Annotated in this window: 35 protein-coding genes; 33 read left to right on the plus strand and 2 right to left on the minus strand. The window is 69.1% G+C overall.

Features of this window, described 5'->3' with window-relative positions; translation table 11 throughout:
- Positions 1-14: 14 nt before the first annotated feature.
- The 27 genes from tuf to VNE60_05530 all read left to right on the plus strand — a co-directional run bounded on the left by tuf (position 15) and on the right by VNE60_05530 (position 17,214).
- Positions 15-1,217, plus strand: coding sequence for an elongation factor Tu (gene tuf, locus VNE60_05400; protein ID HVB30944.1), 1,203 nt, complete (start codon positions 15-17; stop codon positions 1,215-1,217).
- A 143-nt stretch (positions 1,218-1,360) separates the two neighbouring features.
- The gene (gene rpsJ, locus VNE60_05405; GenBank protein ID HVB30945.1) at positions 1,361-1,669 is read left to right on the plus strand and encodes a 30S ribosomal protein S10; all 309 of its coding nucleotides are present in this window, start codon (positions 1,361-1,363) and stop codon (positions 1,667-1,669) included.
- A 124-nt stretch (positions 1,670-1,793) separates the two neighbouring features.
- Positions 1,794-2,477 carry a 50S ribosomal protein L3 gene (gene rplC, locus VNE60_05410; protein ID HVB30946.1) on the plus strand — a complete coding sequence of 228 codons (684 nt, stop codon included), beginning with the start codon at positions 1,794-1,796 and terminating at the stop codon, positions 2,475-2,477.
- Between the two features lie 3 nt (positions 2,478-2,480).
- Entirely contained in the window at positions 2,481-3,326 is an 846-nt protein-coding gene (gene rplD / locus VNE60_05415) for a 50S ribosomal protein L4 (protein HVB30947.1), read from the plus strand.
- Positions 3,327-3,329: 3 nt separating this feature from the next.
- On the plus strand, positions 3,330-3,617 hold the full coding sequence (locus VNE60_05420; protein HVB30948.1) for a 50S ribosomal protein L23: 288 nt from the start codon (positions 3,330-3,332) through the stop codon (positions 3,615-3,617).
- A gap of 4 nt (positions 3,618-3,621) precedes the next feature.
- Positions 3,622-4,452 (plus strand): 50S ribosomal protein L2, encoded by an 831-nt coding sequence (gene rplB / locus VNE60_05425; protein HVB30949.1) that lies wholly within the window; start codon positions 3,622-3,624, stop codon positions 4,450-4,452.
- A gap of 16 nt (positions 4,453-4,468) precedes the next feature.
- Positions 4,469-4,804, plus strand: coding sequence for a 30S ribosomal protein S19 (gene rpsS / locus VNE60_05430; protein ID HVB30950.1), 336 nt, complete (start codon positions 4,469-4,471; stop codon positions 4,802-4,804).
- Position 4,805: 1 nt separating this feature from the next.
- On the plus strand, positions 4,806-5,168 hold the full coding sequence (rplV, locus tag VNE60_05435; protein ID HVB30951.1) for a 50S ribosomal protein L22: 363 nt from the start codon (positions 4,806-4,808) through the stop codon (positions 5,166-5,168).
- Positions 5,168-5,827, plus strand: a complete 660-nt coding sequence (rpsC, locus tag VNE60_05440) for a 30S ribosomal protein S3 (protein HVB30952.1) — start codon at positions 5,168-5,170, stop codon at positions 5,825-5,827. Before rplV ends, rpsC begins: the two co-directional genes overlap by 1 nt.
- Before the next feature lie 15 nt (positions 5,828-5,842).
- Positions 5,843-6,271 (plus strand): 50S ribosomal protein L16, encoded by a 429-nt coding sequence (gene rplP, locus VNE60_05445; GenBank protein HVB30953.1) that lies wholly within the window; start codon positions 5,843-5,845, stop codon positions 6,269-6,271.
- Positions 6,261-6,464 carry a 50S ribosomal protein L29 gene (rpmC, locus tag VNE60_05450; protein ID HVB30954.1) on the plus strand — a complete coding sequence of 68 codons (204 nt, stop codon included), beginning with the start codon at positions 6,261-6,263 and terminating at the stop codon, positions 6,462-6,464. Before rplP ends, rpmC begins: the two co-directional genes overlap by 11 nt.
- Positions 6,465-6,491: 27 nt before the next feature.
- Positions 6,492-6,773 carry a 30S ribosomal protein S17 gene (gene rpsQ / locus VNE60_05455; protein HVB30955.1) on the plus strand — a complete coding sequence of 94 codons (282 nt, stop codon included), beginning with the start codon at positions 6,492-6,494 and terminating at the stop codon, positions 6,771-6,773.
- 12 nt (positions 6,774-6,785) lie between these two features.
- The gene (rplN, locus tag VNE60_05460) at positions 6,786-7,154 is read left to right on the plus strand and encodes a 50S ribosomal protein L14 (GenBank protein HVB30956.1); all 369 of its coding nucleotides are present in this window, start codon (positions 6,786-6,788) and stop codon (positions 7,152-7,154) included.
- 85 nt (positions 7,155-7,239) lie between these two features.
- Positions 7,240-7,563, plus strand: coding sequence for a 50S ribosomal protein L24 (rplX, locus tag VNE60_05465; protein ID HVB30957.1), 324 nt, complete (start codon positions 7,240-7,242; stop codon positions 7,561-7,563).
- 16 nt (positions 7,564-7,579) lie between these two features.
- A complete protein-coding gene (gene rplE / locus VNE60_05470; GenBank protein ID HVB30958.1) occupies positions 7,580-8,245 on the plus strand; it encodes a 50S ribosomal protein L5 in 666 nt (221 codons plus the stop codon).
- 27 nt (positions 8,246-8,272) lie between these two features.
- Positions 8,273-8,458 carry a type Z 30S ribosomal protein S14 gene (locus tag VNE60_05475; protein ID HVB30959.1) on the plus strand — a complete coding sequence of 62 codons (186 nt, stop codon included), beginning with the start codon at positions 8,273-8,275 and terminating at the stop codon, positions 8,456-8,458.
- 175 nt (positions 8,459-8,633) lie between these two features.
- Positions 8,634-9,032 carry a 30S ribosomal protein S8 gene (gene rpsH / locus VNE60_05480; GenBank protein HVB30960.1) on the plus strand — a complete coding sequence of 133 codons (399 nt, stop codon included), beginning with the start codon at positions 8,634-8,636 and terminating at the stop codon, positions 9,030-9,032.
- Between the two features lie 8 nt (positions 9,033-9,040).
- On the plus strand, positions 9,041-9,580 hold the full coding sequence (gene rplF, locus VNE60_05485; GenBank protein ID HVB30961.1) for a 50S ribosomal protein L6: 540 nt from the start codon (positions 9,041-9,043) through the stop codon (positions 9,578-9,580).
- Entirely contained in the window at positions 9,580-9,933 is a 354-nt protein-coding gene (gene rplR, locus VNE60_05490) for a 50S ribosomal protein L18 (protein ID HVB30962.1), read from the plus strand. Before rplF ends, rplR begins: the two co-directional genes overlap by 1 nt.
- 71 nt (positions 9,934-10,004) lie before the next feature.
- Entirely contained in the window at positions 10,005-10,274 is a 270-nt protein-coding gene (locus VNE60_05495) for a hypothetical protein (GenBank protein ID HVB30963.1), read from the plus strand.
- Positions 10,262-10,759, plus strand: a complete 498-nt coding sequence (gene rpsE / locus VNE60_05500) for a 30S ribosomal protein S5 (protein HVB30964.1) — start codon at positions 10,262-10,264, stop codon at positions 10,757-10,759. The genes VNE60_05495 and rpsE overlap by 13 nt, the downstream gene beginning before the upstream one ends.
- Positions 10,760-10,833: 74 nt before the next feature.
- The gene (gene rpmD / locus VNE60_05505) at positions 10,834-11,010 is read left to right on the plus strand and encodes a 50S ribosomal protein L30 (GenBank protein ID HVB30965.1); all 177 of its coding nucleotides are present in this window, start codon (positions 10,834-10,836) and stop codon (positions 11,008-11,010) included.
- A gap of 22 nt (positions 11,011-11,032) precedes the next feature.
- Positions 11,033-11,482: a 50S ribosomal protein L15 gene (gene rplO, locus VNE60_05510; GenBank protein ID HVB30966.1), complete on the plus strand. Its 450-nt coding sequence runs from the start codon at positions 11,033-11,035 to the stop codon at positions 11,480-11,482.
- A gap of 1 nt (position 11,483) precedes the next feature.
- On the plus strand, positions 11,484-12,827 hold the full coding sequence (gene secY, locus VNE60_05515) for a preprotein translocase subunit SecY (protein ID HVB30967.1): 1,344 nt from the start codon (positions 11,484-11,486) through the stop codon (positions 12,825-12,827).
- A 114-nt stretch (positions 12,828-12,941) separates the two neighbouring features.
- Positions 12,942-13,574 carry an adenylate kinase gene (locus VNE60_05520; GenBank protein HVB30968.1) on the plus strand — a complete coding sequence of 211 codons (633 nt, stop codon included), beginning with the start codon at positions 12,942-12,944 and terminating at the stop codon, positions 13,572-13,574.
- Entirely contained in the window at positions 13,574-14,326 is a 753-nt protein-coding gene (gene map, locus VNE60_05525; GenBank protein HVB30969.1) for a type I methionyl aminopeptidase, read from the plus strand. Before VNE60_05520 ends, map begins: the two co-directional genes overlap by 1 nt.
- 119 nt (positions 14,327-14,445) lie before the next feature.
- Positions 14,446-17,214, plus strand: a complete 2,769-nt coding sequence (locus tag VNE60_05530) for a M14 metallopeptidase family protein (GenBank protein HVB30970.1) — start codon at positions 14,446-14,448, stop codon at positions 17,212-17,214.
- Between the two features lie 13 nt (positions 17,215-17,227).
- On the opposite strand, the gene ftcD is transcribed toward VNE60_05530, so the two are convergent.
- Positions 17,228-18,751, minus strand: a complete 1,524-nt coding sequence (gene ftcD, locus VNE60_05535; protein ID HVB30971.1) for a glutamate formimidoyltransferase — start codon at positions 18,749-18,751, stop codon at positions 17,228-17,230.
- Positions 18,752-18,823: 72 nt separating this feature from the next.
- A complete protein-coding gene (locus VNE60_05540; GenBank protein HVB30972.1) occupies positions 18,824-19,696 on the minus strand; it encodes an inositol monophosphatase family protein in 873 nt (290 codons plus the stop codon).
- Between the two features lie 11 nt (positions 19,697-19,707).
- On the opposite strand from VNE60_05540, the gene trpS reads away from it, so the two are divergent.
- From trpS to VNE60_05570, 6 genes are all read left to right on the plus strand, one after another.
- Complete coding sequence (gene trpS / locus VNE60_05545; protein ID HVB30973.1) at positions 19,708-20,688, plus strand: tryptophan--tRNA ligase; 981 nt, start codon at positions 19,708-19,710, stop codon at positions 20,686-20,688.
- Entirely contained in the window at positions 20,688-21,365 is a 678-nt protein-coding gene (locus tag VNE60_05550; GenBank protein HVB30974.1) for an MgtC/SapB family protein, read from the plus strand. The genes trpS and VNE60_05550 overlap by 1 nt, the downstream gene beginning before the upstream one ends.
- The gene (locus tag VNE60_05555; GenBank protein HVB30975.1) at positions 21,355-22,401 is read left to right on the plus strand and encodes a D-2-hydroxyacid dehydrogenase; all 1,047 of its coding nucleotides are present in this window, start codon (positions 21,355-21,357) and stop codon (positions 22,399-22,401) included. The genes VNE60_05550 and VNE60_05555 overlap by 11 nt, the downstream gene beginning before the upstream one ends.
- Before the next feature lie 2 nt (positions 22,402-22,403).
- Positions 22,404-23,594 (plus strand): PilT/PilU family type 4a pilus ATPase, encoded by a 1,191-nt coding sequence (locus VNE60_05560; protein HVB30976.1) that lies wholly within the window; start codon positions 22,404-22,406, stop codon positions 23,592-23,594.
- Positions 23,595-23,596: 2 nt separating this feature from the next.
- Complete coding sequence (locus VNE60_05565; GenBank protein ID HVB30977.1) at positions 23,597-24,493, plus strand: dihydrodipicolinate synthase family protein; 897 nt, start codon at positions 23,597-23,599, stop codon at positions 24,491-24,493.
- A gap of 2 nt (positions 24,494-24,495) precedes the next feature.
- The coding region (locus VNE60_05570) for a hypothetical protein (GenBank protein HVB30978.1) at positions 24,496-25,161 on the plus strand (666 nt) is incomplete at its 3' end.

The raw sequence follows: 25,161 nt of genomic DNA on the forward strand, positions 1-25,161 counted from the left end.
TCGGGAACAGTACCATGGCCAAGGCAAAGTTCGAGCGTACCAAGCCGCACGTGAACGTCGGAACGATCGGTCACGTGGATCACGGCAAGACGACCCTCACCGCGGCGCTCACCAAGATCTCTGCGGACAAGGGCTACAGCACCAAGTACATCGCGTACGACGAGGTCGCGAAGGCGTCGGAGTCGCAGGGCCGTCGCGACGCGACCAAGATCCTGACGATCGCCACGTCGCACGTGGAATACGAGACCGCGAAGCGCCACTACGCGCACGTGGATTGCCCCGGACACGCCGACTACGTGAAGAACATGATCACGGGCGCGGCGCAGATGGACGGCGCGATCCTCGTCGTGAGCGCGGTGGACGGCCCGATGCCGCAGACGCGCGAGCACATCCTGCTCGCCCGCCAGGTGAACGTGCCCTCGGTGGTCGTGTTCCTCAACAAGTGCGACCTCGTGGACGACCCCGAGCTCCTCGACCTCGTCGAGCTCGAAGTGCGCGAGCTGCTCAGCAAGTACGACTACCCGGGTGACGATGCGCCGGTGATCCGCGGATCCGCGATCAAGGCCATCGAGGGCGATCCGGTCTGGATCGCCAAGATCGAGGAGCTGTACACCGCCCTCGACACGTTCATTCCGGAGCCGGTGCGCGAAGTGGACAAGCCGTTCCTGATGCCGGTCGAGGACGTGTTCTCGATCACCGGCCGCGGCACGGTGGCCACGGGCCGCATCGACCGCGGCAAGATCAAGGTCGGCGAGGAGATCGAGATGGTCGGCTTCGGCACCGACAAGCGGAGCGTCGTGACCGGCGTCGAGATGTTCCGCAAGCTGCTCGACGACGGCCAGGCGGGCGACAACGTCGGCCTCCTGCTCCGTGGCGTCGACAAGAAGGACATCGAGCGCGGCATGGTGCTGGCCAAGCCCGGCACGATCACGCCGCACACGAAGTTCGAGGCCGAGGTGTACGTCCTCACCAAGGAAGAGGGCGGCCGCCACACCCCGTTCTTCAAGGGCTACCGCCCGCAGTTCTACTTCCGCACGACCGACGTGACGGGCGCGATCGAGTTGCCGGCCGGCACCGAGATGGTGATGCCGGGCGACAACATCCAGATGACGATCGAGCTGATCACGCCGATCGCCATGGAAGAGCAGCTCCGGTTCGCGATCCGCGAAGGCGGCCGTACGGTGGGCGCGGGCGTGGTCACGAAGATTCTGAAGTAGGACGGTAGGAGAGTAGGACGGTAGGACAGAATGACTGTGGACCACGTTCCGTCCTACCGTCCTACCGTTCTACCGCGGGTCGAATCGAGCAGGCGATCAGGCGCAGCAGGAATAGTTCGGAAATACTCACTCACGAGCAAAGTATGACTGGCAGAATTCGCATCCGTCTCAAGGCGTTCGATCACGCGGTCATCGATCAGGCCGCCGCGGACATCGTCCGGACGGCGGAGAAGACGGGGGCGCAGGTGTCGGGGCCGATCCCGCTGCCGACCAAGTCGCAGCTGTGGACCGTCCTGCGGTCGCCGCACGTGGACAAGAAGTCGCGGGAGCAGTTCTCGCTCAAGACGCACAAGCGGGTGATCGACATCCTCGATTCCCGCGCCCAGACGGTGGATGCGCTGACCAAGCTCGATCTGCCGGCCGGCGTGGACGTCGAAATCAAGGTGCAGTAACGCAGGTCGTTTTCCATCGCAGGAGCGGCAGCGGACGGCAAGCAGCCGGCGGTCCGCGGGTGGCAGGGCGCTGTCGTTCCACAGTCCAACTGGCGTCCAGCCAGCGACTACGCAGAGGAGTGTCATGATCGGAATTATCGGGAAGAAGCTGGGCATGACCCAGATCTTCAATGAACAGGGCCAACAGATCCCGGTGACGGTGATCGAGGCGGAACCGAATCCGGTGGTCGCCGTCACGGACGCGGCCACGGCGGGCTTCGCCGCGGTGCAGCTGGGCATGGGACGGCAGCGCCTGGCGCGCGCGTCGGCCAAGGGCGAGGGCAAGCCGCGCGGCCGCCGCGCCAACGGGTCGGCGATCGGCCACGCCAAGAAGGCGGGGCTCGAGGCGCCGCCGGCGGTGCTGCGGAGCGTGCGTCTGGACGACGCGCGCACCAAGGGTGCCGAGGTGCCGACGTACGCGGTGGGCGACGTGATCACGGTGGACCTCTTCAAGTCCGGCGACACCGTGAAGGTGACGGGGACGACCAAGGGGCGCGGGTTCCAGGGCGTGGTGAAGCGCTGGAGTTTCGGCGGTGGCCCCAACACGCACGGCAACACCAAGCACCGGCGTCCGGGCTCCATCGGACCCGGCACCGATCCGTCGCGCGTGATCAAGGGAAAGAAGATGCCCGGCCACTTCGGCGCCGAGCGGCATACGCAGACGCACCTTCGGGTCGAGCGCATCGACGCCGAGCGCAATCTGATCTACATCCGTGGCTCGGTGGCCGGTCCCAGGAACGGCATCGTGGTCGTGCGGAAGCAGGGGTGAGGCATGGCTGAGCAGACGACATTCGAAGCGGCCGCGTACACGGCCCAGGGGACGGCGCGCGAGAAGATCGCGCTCCCCGAGGCGCTGTTCGACGGCACCGTGAACATGCCGGTGATGCACCAGGCGGTGAAGGCGTTTCTCGCCAACCAGCGCCAGGGCAACGCGTCGACGAAGATCCGCAAGTACGTGATCGGCGGCAACCAGAAGCCGTGGAAGCAGAAGGGCACCGGGCGGGCCCGCCAGGGCTCGACGCGCGCCCCGCAGTGGGTGGGCGGCGGCACGGTGTTCGGACCGATTCCCCGCAGCTACGCCCAGTACGTGCCGCGCCAGGTGCGTGCCCTCGCCCGCAAGAGCGCGTTCAACGCGCGGGCGCGCGAGAACGCGTTGCTGGTGATCGACCGGTTCGACTACGACGCGCCGAAGACGAGCCGCCTCAAGGCGCTGCTCGACCGGCTGGACGTGACGGATCGCAAGGTGCTGATCCTCACCGACGGCGTGAAGCCGAACGTCTTCCTGAGCGGGCGCAACCTGCCGACGGTGCACGTGCTGCCGTACGCCGACGTGTCCACGTACCACCTGCTGTGGTCGGACGTGGTGCTGGTGGAGGCGGGGGCGCTGGGCCAGACGCTGGCGCCGGTGGCCGAGACGGCCGCCGAGCCGCGGGTGAAGACGGCGAAGCCGGCCGCGAAGGCCAAGCCCGCCAAGGCGGCCAAGGCGCCGGCCAAGAAGGCGGCGGCCAAGAAGGCGCCCGTGAAGGCGAAGCCGGCGGCGAAGAAGGCGGCGGCGAAGCCCGCGGCGAAGAAGGCCGCGACCAAGAAGCCATCGGCTCCCAAGAAGAAGGGGAAGTAAGCGATGCCGACTACGCATGAGACCATCGTTCGCCCCGTGATCACGGAGCAGACGTCATCGGCGTTCCAGGAGCGCGGCGAGTACACCTTCGAAGTGCATTCGAAGGCGAGCAAGCCGCAGATCCGGACGGCGATCGAAAAGTTGTTCGGCGTGAAGGTGACCGGTGTATGGACGTCCAACCAGCGCGGCAAGACTCGCCGCGTCGGGACGACGGCCGGACGCCGCCCGAACTGGAAAAAAGCGATCGTGAAGCTCCGCGAAGGGGACACGATCGAGATCTTCGAGGGCTGACCCGATGGGTATCCGTCAGTTCAAGCCGGTGACGAAGGGCACGCGGTTCCGCTCGGTTTCCGATTTCTCGGACATCACGCGGACGACGCCCGAGAAGTCGCTGCTCGAGCCGCTCAAGAAGTCGGGTGGGCGCGACAATCACGGGCACATCTCGATGCGGCGCCGTGGCGGTGGCCACAAGCGCATGTATCGCATCATCGACTTCAAGCGCAACCGGGCCGGGATGCCGGCGGTGGTGCGCGAGATCGAGTACGACCCGAACCGTTCGGCGCGCATCGCGCTGGTGGAGTACGGCGACGGCGAGAAGCGCTACATGCTGCACCCCAAGGGGTTGGCGGTGGGCGACACGGTGGTCGCCGGGCCGGGCTCCGACATCCGGGTGGGCAATGCGATGCCGTTGGCCGAGGTGCCGCTGGGCACCGCGGTGCACAACATCGAGCTCAAGATCGGCAAGGGCGGGCAGATCTGCCGGTCGGCGGGAACGTCGGCCCAGGTCGTGGCCAAGGAAGGCGAGTACGTGACCCTGCGGCTGGCCTCCACCGAGACGCGGTTGGTGCACGCGCGGTGCATGGCGACGATCGGCGAAGTGGGCAACGCCGAGCACGAGCTGGTGTCGTGGGGCAAGGCGGGCAAGACGCGCTGGAAGGGACGTCGTCCCAAGGTGCGCGGTGAAGTGATGAACCCGGTGGACCATCCGCACGGTGGCCGCACGCGCGGCGGCCGGAACGTGGTGAGTCCGTGGGGCAAGCCGGAGGGCGTGAAGACGCGCGACAAGAAGAAGTCGTCGCAGCGGCTGATCGTCCGCGGCCGGAAGCGCGGCAAGGCGACGCAGTAACCCGGGGCCGAGACTAATGGGAAGAAGCGTAAAGAAGGGACCGTTCGTTCAGGAAGCGCTGGCCAAGAAGGTCGATGCCCTGAACGCCAAGAGTGAGAAGCGCGTGATCAAGACCTGGTCGCGGGCGAGCACGGTGCTGCCGGAATTCGTGGGGCACACGTTCGCGGTGCACAACGGCAACAAGTTCGTGCCGGTGTACGTGACCGAGAACATGGTGGGCCACCGGCTGGGCGAGTTCTCGCCGACGCGGTTGTTCCGCGGGCACACCGGGGCGAAGGCGGCCGACAAGAAGGCGCCGGCTCCGGCGGCGGCGTCCGCACCGGCGGCACCGGCGGCCAAGGGAGGCAAGTAACATGGCCACTCAGGCGCGGGCGGTGCAGCGGACGGCGCGGCAGTCGCCCTACAAGATGCGGCTGGTGATCGACCAGATCCGCGGCAAGAGCGTGAACGAGGCGCTGGGGCTGCTCCAGTTCTCGAAGAAGCACGCGGCGCATCAGATCGGGAAGGTGTTGCGCTCGGCGGTGGCGAACGCGGAGCAGGCGGCGCGGGCGGCAGGGACGTCGCTCGACGTGGACACGCTCGTGATCACGCGGGCGGTGATCAACGAGGGGCCGAAGCTCAAGCGGTTCATGCCGGCGGCGATGGGGCGGGCCACTCCAATTCAGAAGCGCACCAGCCACGTGGAAATCGTGGTGGGCGAGAGGGAAGGTCGCTAATGGGACAGAAAACACATCCGATCGGCTTTCGCCTCGGCATCTCCAAGCAGTGGCGGTCGCGCTACTACGCGGGTCGCGAGTTGCCGGCGTTGCTGCGTGAAGACGAGCTGCTGCGCAAGTATCTCAAGGCGCGCCTCGGGCACGCGGCGATCGCCGATATCGTGATCGAGCGCAAGCCGGGCAAGGTCGTGGTGACGTTGCACACGGGCCGTCCCGGCGTGGTGATCGGGAAGAAGGGCGCCGAGGTGGACAAGCTGCGCGACGAGCTGGCGCACCTGACGGGCAAGGAAGTGGGGATCAACGTCGAGGAGATCAAGCGGCCCGAGCTCGAGGCGCAGCTGGTAGCGGACAACATCGCCAGTCAGTTGGCGCAGCGCATCTCGTTCCGGCGCGCCATGAAGCGGGCCGTGCAGAGCGCGATGCGGATGGGGGCGCTGGGGATCAAGATCAAGTGCGGCGGCCGGCTCGGCGGCGCGGAGATCGCGCGGGTCGAGGGGTATCACGAAGGGCGGGTGCCGTTGCATACGCTGCGCGCGGACATCGACTACGCGACGTCGACCGCGAAGACCACCTTCGGCACGATCGGGGTGAAGGTGTGGATCTTCAAGGGCGAGATCGTGGAAGACCGTCGTGGCACCACCTACTCCTCCGGCATGTAAAGGAGGCGACGACTAATGCTGAGTCCGAAGCGCGTAAAATTCCGCAAGATGTTCAAGGGCCGCACCAAGGGGCTGGCCCAGCGTGGGAGCACGGTGGCGTTTGGAACCTACGGGCTCCAGGCGCTGGAGCCGGGCTGGATCACCAATCGGCAGATCGAGGCCGCCCGTGTGGCGCTCACGCGGCACATCAAGCGTGGCGGCAAGGTGTGGATCCGGATCTTCCCGGACAAGCCGATCACCAAGAAGCCGGCCGAGACCCGCATGGGCAAGGGCAAGGGGTCGCCGGAATCGTGGGTGGCGGTGGTGAAGCCGGGCCGGGTGATGTTCGAGTTGGAGGGCATCTCGCCGGACATCGCGCAGAAGGCGATGGCGCTGGCCGCGGCGAAGATGCCGATCAGGACGAAGTTCGTGATCCGCGAGGAGGCGCATACCGATGCAAGCTGATGAGATTCGCGAGCTGACGCCGGAGGACATGACGGCGCGGATCGCCGCCCTCGAGGAGGAGCGGTTTCGCCTCAAGTTCCGGAGTGCATCGGAGTCCCTGGAGGAACCCCTCCGGCTTCGCGCAATCCGGCGAGACATTGCGCGGCTCAAGACTATCCTGCGTGAACGGCGGCAGCCTGATGCTGCGCGCTAGTGGGGAGCGACCAACGGAATGGCTGACATGACGAATCCCAATACCGCCGCGAGGATCGTGCGCGCGTCCCGAAAGACGCGCGTGGGCCTGGTGGTGAGCGACAAGATGCAGAAGACGGTGGTCGTCGCGCTCGAGCGCCGCGTGGCCCACCCCGTCTACGGCAAGATGGTAACGCGCACCACGAACGTGAAGGCTCACGACGAGGAGAACTCGGCGAAGCTGGGCGACACGGTGCGTATCATGGAGACCCGGCCCTTGTCAAAGGACAAGCGGTGGCGTGTGGTCGAGATCGTCGAGCGCGCGCGCTAAGAGGATCGGGCAATGATTCAACAGGAATCCATGGTCCGGGTCGCGGATAACTCGGGGGCCAAGCGGGCCCTCGTGATCCGCGTCCTGGGCGGCACGCGCCGGCGATACGCCGGCCTGGGCGACGTCGTGATCGTCGCCGTGAAGGACGCGTTGCCGAACGGCACGGTGAAGAAGGCGGAGGTGGCGCGCGCGGTCGTGGTGCGTACCGTCAAGGAGACGCGGCGCAAGGACGGCAGCTACATCCGCTTCGACGAGAACGCGGTCGTGATCATCAACGACCAGGGCGAACCGCGGGCCACCCGCATCTTCGGTCCCGTGGCGCGCGAGCTGCGCGAGAAGCGGTACATGAAGATCGTGTCGCTCGCGCCGGAGGTCTTGTAACATGCGCCACAACCAGTATCGGAAGACGGACCGGCCGCGCGCGGTGAACCGCAAGCGGCACGCCGACAACCGCGAGCGCTCGCCGATCGGCGTCGTCAAGGGCGACACCGTGCAGGTGGTGCGCGGCGACGACAAGGGCAAGGAAGGCAAGGTGCTCCGCGTGTACCCCAAGACGGGGCGCGTGCTGATCGAGGGCATCAACATCGTGAAGCGTCACCGGCGGGCCCGGAACGCCGACGAGCAGAGCGGCATCGTGGAGATCTCGGCGCCGGTTCACGCGTCGAACGTCATGCTCCTCGATCCCAAGTCGGGCGATCCGACGCGGACGCGGGTGCGCGTGGACGACGACGGCACCAAGGAACGCATCAGCGTGAAGAGCGGGGATGCCATTCCACATCCGAAGCGCTGAGCGAGGACGATAGACCATGGCAACCAAGGAAAAGCAGGCGAAGAGCGGCAAGAAGGGCGGCGGGCGCGAGGCCAAGGCGCGCGTGGCCCACGCGGGCGCCGGACTGCCGGTGCCGCCGCCGCGGCTTCGCATCTATTATCGGGACACCGTGCGGCCCAAGCTGATGGCGCAGTTCGGATTCACCAATCCGCATCAGGTGCCCACGCTCACCAAGATCGTGCTCAACGTCGGCCTGGGCGAGGCGATCAAGCAGCCCAAGGCGCTCGACGTGGTGGTGGACGAACTGGCGACGATCACCGGGCAGCTGCCGGTGCGCAAGCGCGCCAAGAAGTCGATCGCCAACTTCGGGCTGCGGCAGGGCCAGGAGATCGGGGCGGCGGTGACGCTGCGCGGCGCGCGCATGTGGGAATTCCTCGACCGGTTCGTCTCGGTGGCGATCCCGCGCGTGCGCGACTTCCGTGGCCTCACCACGCGGTCGTTCGACGGGCGCGGCAACTACTCGCTGGGCGTCAAGGAGCAGATGATCTTCCCGGAGATCAACTACGACGACGTCGAGCAGATCCACGGCATGGACATCACGTTCGTGACCACCGCCGGGCGCGACGACCATGCGCTGGGCCTCCTGAAAGAACTGGGCATGCCCTTCAAGGGCGAAGACAAGAAGGGCGGGCGCCTGCTCTAGGCGCCGTCCAAACCTGGAGAGATTGCGATGGCTCGAAAGGCCATGATCGAGAAGAGCAAGCGGAAGCCGAAGTTCGCGGTGCGGCAGCACAATCGCTGCGGGCGCTGCGGCCGGTCGCGGGCGTTCCTGCGGCGGTTCGGCCTGTGCCGTATCTGCTTCCGCGAGCTGGCGCTGAACGGGATGATCCCGGGCGTGCGGAAGGCGAGCTGGTAGGACGATGGGACCGTAGGACCGTAGGACGGTAGGACGGGAACACCGCAAACGCAGTCTACCGTCCAACCGTCACTCAGTCCTACCGTCCTACCGTTATGGTTGTTGCTGCAACGTTCACATTTCAATTTCCGCACGTCCGCGCGAGTGGATACGACGGAAGAACAGGACGAACACCATGAGCATGACTGATCCGATCGCCGACATGCTGACGCGGATCCGCAACGCCTGCGGATCGAAGCACCGCCGCGTCGATATGCCGGTATCCAAGATGAAGACCGAGGTCGCGCGGATCCTGAAGGAGGAGAACTTCATTCAGGATTACCAGACGATCGAGACCGAGGACGGCAAGAAGCTGCTGCGCGTGCGGTTGAAATACGCGGGCGGCCAATCCGTGATCCGCAATCTCCAGCGCGTGTCCACGCCCGGCCTCCGCCGGTACGTGGGCGTGACGGAGATCCCGCGGGTGCGCAACGGGCTGGGCGTTGCCATCCTCTCCACTTCGCAGGGGCTGATGTCCGACCGCCAGGCGCGCGCCAAGCGCACCGGCGGCGAGCTCCTCGCTTTCGTCTGGTAGGGGGCACCATGTCGCGTATCGGAAGACTGCCGATCCCGGTGCCCAAGGGCGTCACCGTGACGCTCAACGGCTCGTCGGTTCAGGTCAAGGGACCCAAGGGCGAGCTGTCGCGCACGCTGCACCGGGACATCGGCATCACGTTGGAAGGGGATGTGCTCAAGGTCACCCGCCCGTCGGACGAGGAGCGCCACAAGGCGCTGCACGGCCTGTCGCGGACGCTGGTGTTCAACATGGTCGAGGGCGTGACCAAGGGCTATCAGAAGCAGCTCGAGATCACGGGCGTCGGCTACAAGGCCGAAGTGCGCCCGTACGGCCTGCAGCTGGCGCTCGGATTCTCGCACCAGATCGAGTACAAGGCTCCCAAGGGCATCAAGCTCACCGCGCCGCAGCCCACGCAGATCCTGATCGACGGCGCGGACAAGGAGATCGTGGGCCAGGTGGCGGCGGAACTGCGCAACCTGCGTCCCCCCGAGCCCTACAAGGGCAAGGGCATCAAGTACGCGGGCGAACAGGTTCGGCGGAAGGCCGGCAAGGCGGGAGGCAAGTAATGGCAATCATTCCAAAGACGCGCTCCGAGAAGCGCGTCCGCCGGCACCTTCGGGTCCGCAAGACGGTCACGGGCACGGCCGAGCGGCCGCGGCTCGTGGTGTTCCGCTCGCTCAAGCACATCTATGCGCAGCTCGTGGACGATGCGTCCAACCGCACGCTGGTCACGGTGACCAGCCAGGCGGTGAGCGAGGGCAAGAAGTCCGAGCGGTCGGCGGCGGTCGGCAAGACGATCGCCGAGAAGGCGAAAGCGGCGGGAATCACGCGCGTGGTCTTCGACCGCGCCGGATACAAGTACCACGGCCGCGTGAAAGCGGTGGCCGACGGCGCCCGCGAGGGCGGTCTGGAGTTTTAACATGGAACAGAATCAGAGTCCCGAGACGAATACCCAGCCGGGCCAGTCGAGTCCGGCCCCGCGCCGCGGCGGTGGCGGCGGTGGCGGCGGTGGTGGCGGCGGCGGCGGTCGTGGCCGTGGCGGCCCGGGCGGCGGTGGTGGCCCCGGTGGACGCGGTGGGCCCGGCGGCGGCGGCGGTGGTCGCGGACGCGGCGGCCCTGGCGGCGGCGCGCGTGGACCCGGCGGTGGCCGCGGTCCCGGCGGCAATCGTGAAGGTGGTGGTCGCGATGCGCGGGGCGGCGGTCGTGGCGGCGATGCCCGCGGCGACCGCGGCGAGGGCAGCGATCTCATCGAGAACGTGATCGCGATCAATCGCGTGGCCAAGGTCGTGAAGGGCGGCCGGCGGTTCTCGTTCAACGCGCTGGTCGCGGTGGGCGATGGACAGGGCAAGGTCGGCTTCGCGTCGGGCAAGGCCAACGAAGTCTCCGAGGCCGTGCGCAAGGCCGTCGAGGCGGCGCGCCGGAACATGGTGCAGATTCCGCTCACGGGAGCGACGATTCCGCATGCGGTGACGGGTCACTTCGGTGCCGGCCGCGTGTTGATGAAGCCGGCCGCGCCCGGTGCCGGCGTGATCGCCGGTGGCGCCGTGCGCGCGGTCATGGAGTGCGCGGGCGTGTCCGACATTCTCACGAAGAGCCTCGGCTCGACGAATCCGCACAACATGGTGCGGGCGGCGATGGACGGGCTGCAGCATCTGACGACCGTGGAACAGATCGCGCGCGAGCGCGGTGTGGAGCCGGCGAGCCTCGGGTACCGTTCGCGGGCCCGGATGAAGGAGGCCGTCTAATGCCGCGGACGTTCGTGTGGCACCCCACCAAGGGGCCGAAGCACACTGCGAAGAACGACATGACGAAGGGGAAGGTGCGCATCCGCCAGGTGCGGAGCGAGATCGGCCATTCCTGGCGCATGCGCCTGACGCTCGAAGCACTCGGGCTCAAGCACCACCAGGATGCCGTCGTGCACCAGGATTCCCCGTCGCTGCGCGGTCAAATCAAGAAGGTGCGTCATCTCATCGAAGTGACGCCGGTGGAGGGGTGATCAGGTGAGCAACTCGGAAAAGATCGGCCTGCACAATCTGGCGGGCGCACCGGCCGCGCATCGGGACCGCAAGCGGCTGGGCCGCGGTCCGGGCTCGGGCACGGGCAAGACATCGGGCAAGGGCCACAAGGGCATGAAGGCGCGCGCCGGCCATCACGGCCCGGGCGGCGGCAAGCCGCAGTTCGAGGGCGGCCAGATGCCGCTCACGCGGCGCCTGCCCAAGCGCGGGTTCACCAATCCGTTCCGCGTCGAGTCGCAGATCGTGCGGCTGAACGACCTGGCGCAGCTGCCGGCGGGCACCGAGATCACCACCGAGACGCTCGTCGTCGCCGGTCTGATCCGGGCCAAGAAGGGCCCCGGCAAGATCCTGGCGAATGGCGAGATCACGCAGGCGGTGACGGTGCGCGGACTCAAGGTCAGCGCCGGCGCCCGCGAAAAGATTGTCGCGGCCGGGGGCCGCGTCGAGGAGTAACATGGCGCAGACGAACCCGGTCGCGGCGGTTCAGGGGTTGTTCCGCACCCCCGAGCTGAAGGAGAAGATCCTGTTCACGCTGCTGTGCCTGCTGATCTACCGGATCGGCGCGCACGTGACGTCCCCCGGCGTGAATCCGGTGGGGCTGATGGACTTCTTCAAGAATCAGTCCGGCGGTGGCGGCAGCCTGCTCGGCCTGTACGACCTGTTCACCGGCGGCCAGCTGTCGCGGGCCACCGTGTTCGCCCTCGGCATCATGCCGTACATCTCGTCGAGCATCTTCTTCCAGATTGCCGGCGCCGTGGTGCCGCAGGTGGAGAAGATGCAGAAGGACGAAGAGGGCCGGAAGAAAGTGAACGAGTGGACCCGCTACGGCACGGTGGCCCTGGCCGCGGTGCAGGGGTACGGGTTCGCGATGTTCGCCGAAGGGCTGCCGGGCGTGGTGGCGGCCCCGGGCCTGCTCTTCCGCCTGCAGATGACGTTCTTCCTCACCACGGGCGCCATCTTCGTGATGTGGCTGGGCGAGCAGATCACCGAGAACGGCATCGGCAACGGCGCCAGCTTGATGATCTTCTTCTCGATCGTCCAACGCATCTGGCCGGGCATCGGCCAGACGTACACCTACCTCACTACGGGCGCGGTGGGCGCGTTCTCGCTGCTCGTGGTCACGGTGATCATGGTGGCCGTGGTGGCCGGCGTGGTGCTGGTCACGATCGGCGCCCGCAAGGTGCTCATCCAGATTCCGCAGCGCACGATGGCGCGCGGGCGCATGCGCGAGGCGTCGCGAAGTTACATCCCGCTCCGCATCAACGCGGCCGGCGTGATGCCGATCGTGTTCGCCCAGTCGGTCATCGTCGTGCCGGCCGCGATCGCGCAGTTCATGGGCAACCAGCGCCTCAAGGACATGGCGGACCTGTTCGCGCCGGGCTCGGGCTGGTACTACGCCGCGTCGGGCATCCTGATCATGTTCTTCACGTACTTCTACACGTCCATCATCTTCAATCCGGTGGACCTGGCGGAGAACCTGAAGAAGCAGGGCGGGTTCATTCCCGGCGTGAAGCCGGGCGCCAAGACGGCGGAGTACATCGACGCGGTCGTGTCGCGGATCACGCTGCCCGGCGCGCTGTTCCTCACCGCGATCGCGCTGTTCCCGATCTGGCTCACGCAACTCGTCAACGTCCCGTTCGTGTTCGGCGGCACGTCGCTGCTGATCGTGGTCGGCGTGGCGCTCGACACGCTGCAGCAGATGCAACAGCACCTGCTCCTGCGGAAATACGACGGCTTCATGAAGAAGGGCCGCGTCAAATCCCGCGGCGGCGCGTCGAACCTGGGCGGCGGGTTCTAAGGCCGCGGCCGGTGCGCCCCAGATCCTGCAGTCGCGAACCCCGGCACGAGCAACCTCGTGCCGGGGTTTTGCGTTCCATTCCCCCCGCGCGTGTTCTGTGCCATTCTTCGAGTCATGAACATCGTCCTGTTTGGTAAGCCCGGTTCCGGGAAGGGCACGCAAGCCCCCCGGCTCGCCCAATCGCTGGGCGTGCCCACCCTCGCCACCGGCGACGTGCTCCGCGCGGCCGCCCAGGCGGGTACGCCCCTCGGCCTCGAGGCCAAGGGTTACATGGACAAGGGCGCGCTGGTGCCCGACGCCGTGATCCTGGGCATCGTGGGACAGGCGCTGTCGGCCCCCGCCTACGCCAAGGGCGTGATCCTCGACGGGGTGGTGCGCACCGTGCCGCAGGCCGAAGGGATGCGCGATGCCCTGCGCGCGCTGGGGCGGCAGGTGGACGCCGTGGTCAACTTCGACGTGCCCAACGACGAGATCGTGCACCGCCTGAGCAGCCGGCTGGTGTGTGCCGGCTGCCAGACGCCGTACATGACCGGCGCCGTGGGCGATCCGTGCCCCAAGTGCGGCGGCCGCCTGATGCGGCGCAAGGACGACGAGCCGGAGGCCATCCGGACCCGGCTGGCGGTGTTCGAGGCGCAGACGAAGCCGGTGTTCGACTGGTATCGGACGCACGGCACCAAGGTCGTGACGGTGAACGCGGTGGGGACGGTGGACGCCGTCTCGGCCCGCGCGCTCGAGGCGCTCCGCTGATGATCAAGCTCAAGTCGCCCCGCGAGATCGACCTGATGGCCCATGGCGGGAAGATCCTGGCCGCCACGCACAAGCTCCTGCGCAAGTCGGTGCGCGCCGGCATCTCGACGTACGAGCTCGACGCCATCGCCGAGGAGTTCATCCGGAGCCACGCCGGCGCGACGCCGGCGTTCAAGGGCCTGTACGGCTTCCCGGGCAGCGTCTGCATCTCGATCAACGAGGAGATCGTCCACGGCATCCCGTCCAAGAAGCGCCTGCTCCACGAAGGCGACATCGTCTCGCTCGACGTGGGCGTGGGCTACAAGGGCCTGTTCACCGACGCCGCGATCACGGTGCCGGTAGGCGCGGTGGACGCCGAGACCAAACGGCTGCTGGCGGTGACGCAGGAATCGCTCAAGGCCGGGATCGCGGCGGCGCAGGTGGGCGGCCACGTGGGCGACATCGGCGCCGCGGTGCAGGCGGTGGTGGAGGCGGCGGGATTCTCGGTGGTGCGCGATCTGGTGGGGCACGGCGTGGGCGCGGCGATGCACGAGGAGCCGCAGGTGCCGAACTTCGGCAAGCCGCACCGCGGGGCCAAGCTGAACGCCGGGCTCACGATCGCCATCGAACCGATGGTGAACGTGGGTGGCCACGCGGTGAAGACGCTGGACGACCGATGGACGATCGTCACCGCCGATGGGTCGCGGTCGGCGCATTTCGAACACACGGTGGCCATCACCGAGGACGGGCCGCAGATCCTCACCGCCGCCTAGCGGGGCGGGCCAGCGGTCGGCGCGCCGGCGGCGTAGTCTCTCCGGAGTCCCCGTCCCGTGATCCGGCCGCGCCCCCGCGGCGCGCCGGCGCCACCGTTCCCCCTCTGGAGGTCCCCCCGATGCGGTCGCTCTCCCGCGCCCTCGTCCTCCCGCTCCTGCTCGCCGCCAGCGTGTTGCAGGCGCAGGGGCACGTCACCAGCCCCAAGGCGCAGTTCGGGCACGACATCGGCGACGACTACTGGCTGCCCAACTACGACCAGTACGTGGCCTACCTCCAGAAGCTGGCCCGTGAGTCCGACCGGGCGAAGCTCGTGGACATCGGCAAGACGGCCGAGGGGCGCACGCAGTACACGCTCATCGTGTCGGCGCCGGAGAACATGAAGCACCTGAGCCGCTACCAGGAGATCGCGCGCCGGCTGGCGCTGGCCGAGGGGCTCACCGACGCGCAGGCGCACGCCCTGGCCGACGAGGGCAAGGCGGTGGTGTGGATCGACGGCGGGTTGCACGCCACCGAGGTGCTGGGCCCGTCGCAGCTCATCCAGACCCAGTACGACCTGCTGTCGCGCACCGACCCCGAGACGATGCGCATCCTGCGCGACGACATCGTGCTGCTGACCAACGTGAATCCCGACGGGATGCAGCTCGTGGCCGACTGGTACATGCAGGAGCCGGACACGCTCAAGCGGAACATGAGCATCCCGCGGCTCTACGAGAAGTACGCGGGGCACGACGACAATCGCGACTTCTACATGGTGAACCTGCCGGAGACGCAGAACGATTCGCGCGTGATGTACTGGGACTGGTTCCCGCAGATCGTCTACAACCACCATCAGACGGGGCCGGCGGGCGCCGTGATGTTCTCGCCGCCGTTCCGCGATCCGTTCAACTACAACTTCGATCCGTTGGTGGTGATGGGGATCGACCTCGTGGGTTCCGCCATCCACAACCGGCTCACCGTGGAACACAAGCCGGGGTTCACGATGCGTTCGGGGTCGAGCTACTCCACGTGGTGGAACGGCGGCCTGCGCACCGAGGTGTATTTCCACAACATGATCGGGCTGCTCACGGAGACGATCGGCAACCCCACGCCGTCGCGCATTCCGTTCGTGCCGGCCATGCAGTTGCCGCGGGGCGACCTGCCGTATCCCGTGGCGCCGCAGGTTTGGCACTTCAAGCAGTCGGTGGACTATTCCGTGAGCGCCAACTACGCGGTGCTGGACATCGCGTCGCGGCGCCGCGACGAATTCCTGTACGGCATCTACGAGATGGGCAAGAACTCCATCGAGCGGGGCAGCCGCGACAGCTGGACGACCACGCCCACGCGCATCGCCGCGGTGGATTCGGCAGCGGCCGCCGAGCGGGGGCCAGCCAATGGGCGTGGCGCCGCGGCGGCGGGCCGTGGCGGACGCGGCGGCGCCGTGAGCGACGCGCTGTACGGCCAGATCCTGCACAATCCGGCCGACCGCGATCCGCGCGGCTACATCATGCCGTCCGACCAGCCGGACTTTCCCACGGTCACCCGGTTCATCAACGCCCTCCGGTACAACGGCGTGACCGTGCTCCGGGCCACGGCCGCCTTCACGGTGAACGGCCGCACGTATCCCCGGGACTCGTACGTCATCAAGACGGCGCAGGCGTTCCGCCCGCAGATCCTCGACATGTTCGAGCCGCAGGACTACCCCAACGACTTCGCCTATCCCGGCGCGTCGCCCACCCGGCCGTATGACAACGCGGGGTGGACGCTGGCTTACCAGATGGGCGTGCGCTTCGATCGCATCCTCGACGGCTTCGACGGACCGTTCCAGCCGGTGGAAGGATTGGCCCGGCCGGTGGCGGGGACGGTGGCCAACGCCGAGGGCGCCGCGGGATTCGTGTTCAGCCACGCCGAGAACGACGCGTTCACGGTGATCAACCGCCTGCTCGCGGCCCACGCGGACGTCTACTGGCTCGAGCGCCCGCTCCCGGCGGGCGGCACGACGTACCCCGCCGGCACGTTCTACGTGGCGGCGTCGAGCGCGGCGCTGCCCGTGATCCGGACGGCGGCGGCGCAGTTGGGCGTGAGCTTCACCGGCGTATCGGCGACGCCGGGCGCCGGCGCCTCCAGACTGCGTCCGCAGCGCATCGCGCTGTATGATCAGTACGGCGGCTCGATGCCGTCGGGGTGGACGCGGTTCGAACTCGAGCAATTCGAGTTTCCATATCACGTGGTGTATCCCAAGGATCTCGACGCGGGCAATCTCCGCGCCAGGTACGACGCGATCATCTTCGTGGACGCCGGGTTCCAGAGCGGCGCGGCGAGCCGTGGCGGGCGCGGCGGAGGGCGTGGACCGGCCGACGTCCCGGCGGCGTACCAGCACATGCTGGGCAGCCTGACGGCGCAGCAGACGGTGCCGCAACTCCGGGAGTTCATGCAGGACGGCGGCACGGTGCTGGCGGTGGGCAGCTCCACCGGCATCGCGTACGATCTGGGGCTGCCGCTGAGCAACCAACTCGTGGAGCGCCTGCCCAACGGCGACGTGCACCCGCTCACGGGCGAGCAGTTCTACGTGCCGGGCAGCGTGCTGGAGACCACGGTGGACACGACGAGCGTGCTCGGCGCCGGCATGGCCCGCCACGTGGACGTGTTCTTCGACAACTCACCCGTGTTCCGCCTCGATCCCGATGCCGGCGTGCGCGGCCTCGAGCCCGTGGCGTGGTTCGATTCGGCCACGCCGCTGCGCAGCGGATGGGCGTGGGGCCAGGGCTACCTGAAGGGCGGGGTGGCGGTGGCGGCGGCGCGGGTGGGCAGCGGCCACCTGTACCTGTTCGGGCCGGAGATCCTGTTCCGCGGACAGCCGCACGGCACCTTCAAGTTCCTGTTCAACGGCATCTACGGCCCCACGCGGTAGCGCGCGCCGCGGGTCAGCCGCCGATCGCCCGGTCCACCATCTGCGTGGCCTGGGCGCTCAGCGCGCCCGCCTGCGCCACGAGATCGGCCGCGGCGGCCGACAGCGCCGTGCCGCGCGACGGATCGTCGAGCGATGAGACGTTGATGCGCACGTTGTAGGCGGCGCCCTTGCACGCCGCCTCGGCGAGCAGGGCGGCCACGGCGGCGTCGGACACGGCGTTCGTATTTCCCCGGGCGGCCACGGCGGCCGCCAGCCGGCACACCTGCACGCAGGCGCGGGCCGTTTCCAGCGGCACCTGCGCGGCGCCGAGGAGCGCGTCGGTGATGGCCTGCGCGCGGCGCGCCTGGTCGGCCTCGGTCTCGCGCGGCAGCTTGTACGCCTCCGACACCGCGGCGTACGACCCGGCGTCGCGGTCCACCAGCGTGGAGAGTTCGGCCACCAGCGCCGCCGCGTCGCGGGCCACGTCGCGCATCTCGGCGTCCACCGCGGCGTACTTCTTTCGTCCCACGGTGAGTCCGGCCACCATCTGCGCCAGCGCGGCGCCCAGCGCCCCCACGTGCGCGGCCACGCTGCCGCCGCCCGGCACCGGCGCCGGCCCCGCCACCGAGCCCACGAACGCCGCGAGCGACACGCCGCCCGTCACCACCTCGCGCACCTTGCGCTCCAGCACGGCGTCCGGCGTGAATCCGCGCAGCTGCAGGTGGCGCGCCGCGGTCTCGAACAACGCGCGCTCGGGCACCAGGCCGACGATCTCGCTCCAGGTGGGCGACACGCCCTGCGCTTCGGCTTCCATCTTCACCACGTCGAAGGCGCGATGGAGCGGCGTCTGCTCGGTGTCCACGAGGTTCATCGACACCTGCGCCTGGCCGTCCACCTCGAGGCCCAGCCCCTTCACGTAGCGGAGCCCCCCCGACGAGCCGCGCACGGCCTTGGCCACCTGCTTGGCGATCGGGAGATTGGACGCCGGACCCAGATAGACGTTGTAGGCCACGAGGAAGGGCCGGGCGCCCACCGCGGTGGCGCCGGCCGTGGGATGCACGCGGGCCGGCCCGAAGTCGGGCGTGCGGGCGGGAGTCTTGCCGATCTCGTCGCGCAACGCCTCGAACTCGCCGCGGCGCACGTCGGCCAGGTTCTCATGGTCGGGCCGCGTGGCGGCCCGCTCGTACAGGAAGACGGGGATCTCCAGCTCGCGCCCCGCGCGCTCGCCCAACTGGCGCGCCAGCGCGATGCAATCCTCCATCGTCGTGCCTTCGAGTGGGATGAACGGCACGACGTCGGTGGCGCCGATGCGCGGGTGCTCGCCCGAGTGCGTGGTGAGATCGATCCGCTCGCGCGCCGCGCGCATGCCGGCCAGCGCGGCGTCCACGGCGCGCTCCACCGGCGCCACGAACGTGATCACGCTGCGATTGTGCGACGCGTCGGACGAGACGTCGAGGATGTGCGTGCCTTCCACCGCGGCGATGGCGTCGCGAATCGCGGTCACCACGTCGGGGCGGCGCCCCTCAGAGAAGTTGGGTACACATTCGACAAGGCGCATGAGCGGGAGGCAGAAGGGGGTGAGGGCGGCGGGAGCCGACGTTCGCAGTTAACCTGCCGGGCAGGGCTCCTGTCAACGGCCGCCGGCGGCGCCGATGGCCGATCCGGCTCCCAACTGGCGCAGCAGCCACGCATGCATGGCGGGGTTGCCGGCCACGAGCGGGCCATGGCCGATCCGCGCCGGGCCGCCCTGGAGGTCGGTGGCCAGGCCACCGGCCTCGCGGACCAGCAGCACGCCGGCCGCGATGTCCCAGGGGGCGAGCATCAGCTCCCAGAAGGCGTCGAACCGCCCGCACGCCACGTCGGCCAGGTCCAGCGCCGCGGCGCCGGCGCGGCGGACGCCCGCGGTGCCGCGCATGATGGTGGGCAGGCTGGCCATGTAGGGCTCCACCAGGTGGGCGTGCTTGAACGGGAACCCCGTGCCGATGAGGCTGCGCAGCGGTTGGGTCTCGCGCGAGACGGCGATCGGTTCGCCGTTGCGCCGGGCCCCGCCGCCGGCGGTGGCCGTGAACAGCTCGCCCGTGGCCACGTTGAGCACGGCGCCGGCCACCGGGTTGCCGTCGACCACGGCGGCGATGGACACCGCGTACCACGGATACCCGTGCAGGAAGTTCGTGGTGCCGTCCAGCGGATCGGCCACGAACGACAGGCCGGACAGGTCGGCGGCGCCGTCGGGGGAGAATTCCTCGCCCACGAGCCGGGCGTCGGGGTGTCGTTCCCCGATGATGCCGGCGATGGCACGCTCCGAGGCGCGGTCCACGTCGCTCACGAAATCGGCGGGGGACTTGGTGTCCCAGGTGAGCTGGTCCAGGTTGGCGGCGCCCGCCCGGACGATCTCGGCGCCGCGGACCGCCGCCGCCACGCAGGTGGCCAGGAGCGCGCGGCGTTCGACGCGCGCGGCGTCCGGGAGTGTCGGCGTTGCTTGCGAGGGCTCCGGTGCGCTCATAGCTTCACGAAATGTCTCGAATTTTCAGCGGAATACAGCCTTCGGGCGAGCTGCACATCGGCAACTACCTCGGGGCCGTGAAGAATTGGGTGCAATTGCAGCACCAGCACCCGACGATCATCTGCATCGTGGACTATCACGCCATCACGGTGGCGTACGATCCCGACCTGCTGCGCGTGCGGCGCCGCGACATGGCGACCTCGCTGCTGGCGGCCGGGGTGGATCCGGACGTGGCGACGGTGTTCGTGCAGTCGGCCGTTCGTGAACATACCGAACTGCAGTGGATCTTCAACACCATCACGCCGCTGGGCGAGCTGGAGCGGCAGACCCAGTTCAAGGAGAAGGCGAGCCGCCAGGAGAGCGTGAGCGCGGGGCTGCTCATGTACCCGGTGCTCCAGGCGGCCGACATCCTGCTCTATCGCGCCGATCTCGTGCCGGTGGGCGAGGACCAGGTGCAGCACCTGGAACTGTCGCGCGTGATCGCGCGGCGGTGGAACGCGGCGTTCGCGCGCGGCGAGGACTACTTTCCCGAGCCGCAGCCGCTGCTGGCGCCCACGCGGCGCGTGATGGGGCTCGACGGCCAGGCCAAGATGTCCAAGTCCATGGGCAACACGATCGGCCTGCTGGAGTCGAGCGAGGAGATCTGGGCCAAGCTGCGTCCCGCGGTCACCGATCCGGCCCGCGTCAAGCGCACCGATCCGGGCCACCCCGAGGTGTGCAACATCTACCGCCTGCATCAGGCCTTCAGCCCGCCGGACACGGTGAAGCACGTGTACGAGCAGTGCACGACCGCGGGGTGGGGGTGCATCGACTGCAAGAAGGTGCTGCTCGAATCCATCGAGCAGGAGTTGGTGCCGATTCGCCGGCGGGCCGCGGAGTTGCGGGAGCATCCGGAGCGGGTGGACGACGTGCTCGCCGCCGGCGCCGGCGCCTGCCGCGCCATTGCCCAGCAGACGATGCGCGACGTGCGCGAGCGGATGGGGCTCGACTGATGGAGGCCTTCGTCGCCACGTTCCAGGTGGAGCTGCTGGCCAAGCTCGTGGTGGCCATCCTGCTGGGCGGGGCGATCGGACTGGAGCGCGAGGTCGCGGGCAAGCCGGCCGGGCTGCGCACCAACATCCTGATCTGCGTGGGCGCGGCGCTGTTCATGCACCTGTCGATCGTGGTTGGCGACATCGGATTCTCGCCCGACGGCCATCCCTATGGCGACGTGACGCGCATCGCGGCCCAGATCGTGACCGGCGTGGGATTTCTTGGCGCGGGCACGATCATGCAGGCGCGGGGGACGATCATTGGCCTCACCTCGGCGGCGACGATCTGGGTGGTGGCGGCCATCGGCGCCACGGTGGGGGCCGGCTTCTACGTGCAGGCGCTCGGCGCCGGCGCGCTGGTCATGATCGTGCTGAGCGGCATGGGGACGCTGGAGCACTGGCTGCGGCGGGCGCGGCGCACCGTGAACGCCACGATCCGCGCTCAGCCGGGCACGTCCCTCGATGACGTGTCGGCCACGCTCCACCGGGCGGGTATCCGCGTGTTGGAGCATGCGATCTTCGATCACGTGGGCGACCGCACGTTCGAACTGCGGCTCAGCGGACCGTCGCGCCAGTTCGAGGAGGCGCGCGACCACATGATGAAACGGGATGACGTCTTCCACTTCCATGTCGGGTAATCCCGAGCGACTGCTCGTCGTCGATCTGGCGTCGACGTCGCGCAATTGGGCGCTGAAGCCGGAGGGCGAGGCGGTCATCCGGGCGGCGGCGCCGCCGGGATGGGGCGTGCGCTTCGTGCGCGCCGCCACGATGTCCGACGGCGATGGATCGCAGACGCCGAGCGACGAAGCGCTGGCCGCGATCGCGCAGGCCGAGGCGTACTTCGGATTCGGCATCTCGCGGCCGCTGTTCGCGGCCGGCTCGCGGCTGCGCTGGGTCCACTCCGCCACCGCCGGGATGGGAGGGCTGTTGTTTCCCGAGATGGTGGCGAGCGACGTGCTGCTCACCAATTCGGCGGGAGTGCATGGCCCGCCGATCGCCGAATCGGTGCTCGCCGGGGTGATGCACTTCCTGCGCGGGCTCGACGTGGCGGTGGATCAGCAGCGGGCGGGCACGTGGAGCAAGTCGTTCTTCGTGTCGGGCGAGTCTCCCCTGCGCGAGGTGGCCGACTGCCGCGTGCTGGTGATCGGCGCGGGGGGCATCGGGTCGGAGGTGGCCACGCGGTTCTCGGCGCTGGGGGCCACGTGCGTGGGCGTGCGGCGGCGTCCCGAACAGGGTGTGCCGCCGGGATTCGCCCGCGTGGTGGGGCCCGACGCGATCGACGCCGAGCTGCCGCGCGCCGACGTGGTGGTGGTGGCGGCGCCGGCCACGGGGGGCACGCGCGGGCTGCTGGGCGCGGCCCGGCTGGACCTGCTGCCGGCCAACGCGATCGTGGTGAACGTGGCGCGGGGCACGCTGGTGGACGAGGCGGCCCTGGTGGAGCGGCTGCGAGCGGGGCGGCTGCGCGGGGCGGTGCTCGATGTGTTCGCCGAGGAACCCCTGGCGCCGTCGAGCCCGCTGTGGCAGCTTCGTTCGGCGCTGCTCACCCCCCATGTGTCGGCTGTGTCCCCCCTGCGTTTCTGGCCCCGCCAGCTGACGCTGTTCGCGGACAACTGGAGCCGGTATGTCCGGGGTGAGCCGTTGCGCAACCTCGTGGACAAGCACGCGGGATACTGAGCATGGAAAAGATCATCAAGGCGGCCGTGGACCGGGGGGCGTCCGACCTCCACATCAAGGCGGGCGACGTGTTCCGGGCGCGCATCCACGGCAAGCTCGTGGCGCTCACCAAGCAGGCGCTCACGCCGGAACAGACGCGGGCCATCGCGCTCCACCTGATGAGCAGCGAGGACGACAAGGCGCGCATCGACAAGCTCACCGACTATGACTGTTCGTGGGAAGCGGCGGGCATCGGCCGGTTCCGCGTGAACATCATGCGGCAGCGCGGCACGTTCATGATCGTGATGCGCGTGATCCCGTTCGAGGTGCCGACGTTCGAGAAGCTGCGGCTGCCGCCGGTGCTGGCCCGGGTGGCGCAGGCCGAGCGCGGCATGGTCCTGGTGACCGGCGTGACGGGCTCGGGCAAGTCGAGCACGATGGCGGCGCTGGTCAACTACATCAATCAGCACGAGAACCGGCACATTCTCACGCTCGAGAATCCCATCGAGTTCCAGCACAAGGACATCAACTCGGCGGTGACGCAGCGGGAGATCGGGCTCGACACGCCGGACTTCAAGATGGGCCTGCGGGCGGCGCTGCGTCAGGATCCCGACGTGATCATGATCGGCGAACTCCGCGACGCCGAGACGATCGACACGGCGATGAAGGCGGCGGAGACGGGCCACCTGCTGATCTCCACGCTGCACACGCCCGACGCGCAGAGCACCATTCTCCGCGTGATGGCGATGTTCCCGCCGGAGGAGCAGGAGGTGGTGCGCATCCGGTTGGCCGAGTCGCTGCACGCCGTGGTGTCGCAGCGTCTGCTCAAGCGCCGCGACGGCAACGGACGCGCCGTGGCCGCCGAGATCCTGATCGTCACGCCCGCGGTGCGCGACATGATCGCCGACGGCAAGCGCATCGGCGAGATCCGCGACTACATCGAAGCGGGGCGCGAGCAGTACGGCATGCAGACGTTCGACCAGCACCTCGCCGACCTCGTGCGGTCCAAGGAAGTCATGTTCGAGACGGCGATGGCCGCGTCCACCAATCCGTCGGACTTCGAATTGAAGCTGCGGATGTTCGGCCGCCTGTCGCAGTCCATGCAGGTGGCGCACATCGAGGACGCCGAAGCACAGGCCGCGGCGGCGCCGGCCGCCGAGGTGCCGACGCTCGAGGGCATGCAGTCCGGCGGGCTCGACTTCATGGGCCAGTGACCATGGTGCTCAAGGGCATTCTGGCGCCGGTCGTCTCGACGTTCGATCGCGCCTCGGGTGAATTGGATCTCGACGCCTTCTCGGCCAACGTGCGCGCCCACCTCGCCGCGGGGCTGCACGGCATCGTCGTGGCCGGATCCACGGGCGAGGCGGTGCTGCTCGACGAGACGGAACGCGGCCGGCTGGTGGAGGCGGCGCGCGCCGTCACGCCGCGCGACCGGCTGCTGCTGGCCGGCGCCGGCGCCGAGTCCACGCGCGTCACGCTGCAGCGCGCCCGGCAGGCCGCCGCCGCCGGCGCCGACGCGGTGCTCGTGGTGTCGCCGCACTACTACACGGCGGCGATGACCGCCGACGCCCTGCTCGGCCACTTCCGCCGCGTGGCCGACGAGAGCCCGATCCCGGTGGTGCTGTACAACATCCCCAAGTACGTGGGGTTCACGATCTCGCCGTCCATCGTCACCGAACTGGCGTCGCACCGGAACATCATCGGCATCAAGGACAGCTCGGGCGATCGCGACCTGATGTCGGTGTACATCAATGCGCAGCGCCGGGATTTTGCCGTGCTCACCGGCAGCGGCGCGCAACTGCACGCGGCGCTCGGTGCCGGAGCGGTGGGGGGCATCCTCGCCGTCGCGCTGTTCGCGCCCGAACTGTCGCTGGCCGTGTACGAGCGCACGCTGGCGCGCGACGACGCCGCCGCCGCCGCGGCGCAGGCGCGCCTCGCGTTGCTCGCGTCCACGATCGTGGGCTCGCTGGGCGTGGCCGGCGTGAAGGCGGCGATGGACGCGGTGGGGCTGCACGGCGGTCCGGTGCGCAGCCCGCTGCGGCCGCTGTCCGCGCCGGATGCGGCCAAGGTCCGCGAACTACTGGCGCAGGGAGTGCGCGCGGCCGCTTCCTGAACGTGACGGCCGCCGACGACGTCGCGCTGCTGCGCGCGCTCGCGGCCCGTCCGCGATTCACCGGAACCGACGACCTGGCCTCGGCGCGCCGGCACTGCGCGGGCGTGTTGCGTGACATGGGATTCGCGGTGCGCGAGCAGCCGTTCGCGTACTCCGCGCTGCCGGCGCGGTGCGGCATGCCGGCCGTGGGGCTGACGTCCATCGCCCTGCTCGGCGGCACGCTCGCGGTGGCCCGGGCACGCGGGGCGGGATGGACGCTGGCCGCCGCGGCCGCCGGCGTCCTGCTGCTGGCCGGACTCGCGCGTTGGCTGTCGAGCGCGTGGGCGTTGCGCGTGCCGGCCGCTCGAGCGCGCGGCGTGAACCTCGAGGCCACGCGGGGCAGCGAAACGCCCGGCCTCTGGCTGGTGGCGCACCTGGATTCGAAATCCCAGCGATATCCGTTGGCGCTGCGCGCCGCGGGTGCGTCGCTCACCATCGCGGCGTGGGTCGTCGCCATGGCGCTCTCGGCGGCGGGCGTGGCCGGCGTTGGCGGCTGGCCGCAACTGTGGATCTCGGGGGCGGTGGGCGCGGTGGGCGGCGCGCTGCTGATGTTCGTGGGCACCGGCAACGATTCGCCCGGCGCCGTGGACAACGCGTCGGGGGTGGTGGCGGTGCTCTCGGCGGCGCGG

The organism is Gemmatimonadaceae bacterium, assembly GCA_035533755.1.
In the GTDB taxonomy this organism is placed as follows: Bacteria; Gemmatimonadota; Gemmatimonadetes; order Gemmatimonadales; family Gemmatimonadaceae; genus JAGWRI01.

Excerpts from the sequence above, each read along its gene's own strand:
- rpmC (HVB30954.1), top strand. The coding sequence starts at position 6,261 with ATGCAAGCTGATGAGATTCGCGAGCTGACGCCGGAGGACATGACGGCG.
- secY (HVB30967.1), top strand. The coding sequence starts at position 11,484 with ATGGCGCAGACGAACCCGGTCGCGGCGGTTCAGGGGTTGTTCCGCACC.
- VNE60_05420 (HVB30948.1), top strand. The coding sequence starts at position 3,330 with ATGCCGACTACGCATGAGACCATCGTTCGCCCCGTGATCACGGAGCAG.
- rplE (HVB30958.1), top strand. The coding sequence starts at position 7,580 with ATGGCAACCAAGGAAAAGCAGGCGAAGAGCGGCAAGAAGGGCGGCGGG.
- trpS (HVB30973.1), top strand. The coding sequence starts at position 19,708 with ATGTCTCGAATTTTCAGCGGAATACAGCCTTCGGGCGAGCTGCACATC.
- rpsQ (HVB30955.1), top strand. The coding sequence starts at position 6,492 with ATGACGAATCCCAATACCGCCGCGAGGATCGTGCGCGCGTCCCGAAAG.
- rplC (HVB30946.1), top strand. The coding sequence starts at position 1,794 with ATGATCGGAATTATCGGGAAGAAGCTGGGCATGACCCAGATCTTCAAT.
- VNE60_05540 (HVB30972.1), bottom strand. The coding sequence starts at position 19,696 with ATGAGCGCACCGGAGCCCTCGCAAGCAACGCCGACACTCCCGGACGCC.
- rpsH (HVB30960.1), top strand. The coding sequence starts at position 8,634 with ATGAGCATGACTGATCCGATCGCCGACATGCTGACGCGGATCCGCAAC.
- map (HVB30969.1), top strand. The coding sequence starts at position 13,574 with ATGATCAAGCTCAAGTCGCCCCGCGAGATCGACCTGATGGCCCATGGC.
- VNE60_05475 (HVB30959.1), top strand. The coding sequence starts at position 8,273 with ATGGCTCGAAAGGCCATGATCGAGAAGAGCAAGCGGAAGCCGAAGTTC.
- rpsS (HVB30950.1), top strand. The coding sequence starts at position 4,469 with ATGGGAAGAAGCGTAAAGAAGGGACCGTTCGTTCAGGAAGCGCTGGCC.
- VNE60_05530 (HVB30970.1), top strand. The coding sequence starts at position 14,446 with ATGCGGTCGCTCTCCCGCGCCCTCGTCCTCCCGCTCCTGCTCGCCGCC.
- VNE60_05560 (HVB30976.1), top strand. The coding sequence starts at position 22,404 with ATGGAAAAGATCATCAAGGCGGCCGTGGACCGGGGGGCGTCCGACCTC.
- rplN (HVB30956.1), top strand. The coding sequence starts at position 6,786 with ATGATTCAACAGGAATCCATGGTCCGGGTCGCGGATAACTCGGGGGCC.
- rplV (HVB30951.1), top strand. The coding sequence starts at position 4,806 with ATGGCCACTCAGGCGCGGGCGGTGCAGCGGACGGCGCGGCAGTCGCCC.
- VNE60_05555 (HVB30975.1), top strand. The coding sequence starts at position 21,355 with ATGTCGGGTAATCCCGAGCGACTGCTCGTCGTCGATCTGGCGTCGACG.
- VNE60_05565 (HVB30977.1), top strand. The coding sequence starts at position 23,597 with ATGGTGCTCAAGGGCATTCTGGCGCCGGTCGTCTCGACGTTCGATCGC.
- ftcD (HVB30971.1), bottom strand. The coding sequence starts at position 18,751 with ATGCGCCTTGTCGAATGTGTACCCAACTTCTCTGAGGGGCGCCGCCCC.
- VNE60_05550 (HVB30974.1), top strand. The coding sequence starts at position 20,688 with ATGGAGGCCTTCGTCGCCACGTTCCAGGTGGAGCTGCTGGCCAAGCTC.
- rplF (HVB30961.1), top strand. The coding sequence starts at position 9,041 with ATGTCGCGTATCGGAAGACTGCCGATCCCGGTGCCCAAGGGCGTCACC.
- rpsJ (HVB30945.1), top strand. The coding sequence starts at position 1,361 with ATGACTGGCAGAATTCGCATCCGTCTCAAGGCGTTCGATCACGCGGTC.
- rplR (HVB30962.1), top strand. The coding sequence starts at position 9,580 with ATGGCAATCATTCCAAAGACGCGCTCCGAGAAGCGCGTCCGCCGGCAC.
- rplP (HVB30953.1), top strand. The coding sequence starts at position 5,843 with ATGCTGAGTCCGAAGCGCGTAAAATTCCGCAAGATGTTCAAGGGCCGC.
- rplD (HVB30947.1), top strand. The coding sequence starts at position 2,481 with ATGGCTGAGCAGACGACATTCGAAGCGGCCGCGTACACGGCCCAGGGG.
- rplB (HVB30949.1), top strand. The coding sequence starts at position 3,622 with ATGGGTATCCGTCAGTTCAAGCCGGTGACGAAGGGCACGCGGTTCCGC.
- tuf (HVB30944.1), top strand. The coding sequence starts at position 15 with ATGGCCAAGGCAAAGTTCGAGCGTACCAAGCCGCACGTGAACGTCGGA.
- VNE60_05520 (HVB30968.1), top strand. The coding sequence starts at position 12,942 with ATGAACATCGTCCTGTTTGGTAAGCCCGGTTCCGGGAAGGGCACGCAA.
- rpsC (HVB30952.1), top strand. The coding sequence starts at position 5,168 with ATGGGACAGAAAACACATCCGATCGGCTTTCGCCTCGGCATCTCCAAG.